This is a genomic window from Bartonella sp. MU37NMGALS (assembly GCF_042194015.1).
Classification (GTDB): Bacteria; Pseudomonadota; Alphaproteobacteria; order Rhizobiales; family Rhizobiaceae; genus Bartonella; species Bartonella grahamii.
Genome location: NZ_JBHIML010000094.1, coordinates 1 through 1,139 on the forward strand (window position 1 = coordinate 1; position 1,139 = coordinate 1,139).

At 43.2% G+C, this 1,139-nt stretch carries 1 protein-coding gene; it reads right to left on the bottom strand.

Annotated features, from left to right (window positions below):
• Positions 1–1,139, bottom strand: a 1,139-nt coding sequence (locus ACFIJP_RS09235) for a hypothetical protein (RefSeq protein ID WP_375627122.1), incomplete at both ends; no start/stop codon positions are given.

Here is a 1,139-nt window from a genome sequence, read left to right on the forward strand (position 1 = left end):
ATCGGGGCTCCTGTAAACATAACAAGCCGATTGTTTTCATCAAAAGCACCAAGCATTGGAGCGCCACTTTGCCAACGGGGGCTGTCTAAAGAAGCCGGCAATGCCTCAAGATTGATCGAAATCTCATCTAACTGTTCTAAAGTATAACCTGTTGTAAACACTGGAAAGAACGTGAAAAGCTCTCCCTGTAGTGTCGACCATTTCTGCAAGCCCCAATCATAAACAAAGGTCGTTTGCTCGTTATTGTAACTTTTTAAGGACCAGTAAACGCGATTATGGACAGGGTCTATCACCGCTTGCATCTCATCAAGAGCAAGCTTATCAAAGGTCGAAAACACCGTTCGGTCGACCTTTTCAAAGCCTATCGATAAAAGTTGACCATCCAAACTCATTTGATAAAAGCCGCCATCACCAGCAAAAAAGGCATCACTACCACGACAGGCTATAGATGCTGCACTTCTTGCTCCACGCTTGTCTTGTAGCTTTTGAAAAATGAACGGAACCTTAGACCCTAACGTAAAAGAACCAGCATAAACAGCAGAACGTAGAAAAACGATTGGATTGCTCGATTCTGTTGCACCCTGCACATGTTCACCATCATTAAAGTTATGATAATAACAATCTTTAACACCAACCGTCCAATGGGTCGCATCATTGAGACCTGACCAATGGATACGATTAGGATTATCTGTCAATTGCATCAAACAAACAAAATCGCCCCAAACTTTCACCAAACCTGCTTTGGGGGGGTTGCCTCCTAAATCTTCAAATCGTTGGGAATTGCGAACCTTGAAAACTTGCGGTTTATCATTTTTATTCACCGCAATGACAGCATCACCGAACAACGCAAACGACCATTTGTTCTCATCATTTGCCTGATACGTCACACCATTTTGACTGATGTCTTGCCAACCACGCGTTTGGCTATCATAAGCATAAAGCTTTTTAGCTCCTCCTACGATTATCTTAACACCATTACCGCTTCTAAAGGCGATTGAACCCAAAGGTTTTTCTTCCAAAGGATTAGAAACAACAATTGCACTAGGCATGGGTATGTAACCGCCATCTGCTGGTAAAACATTCACAAGGCTATCCGTAAAGCTGCCGTTGACAACCGCAACATCTGGTCTGTAATCGGC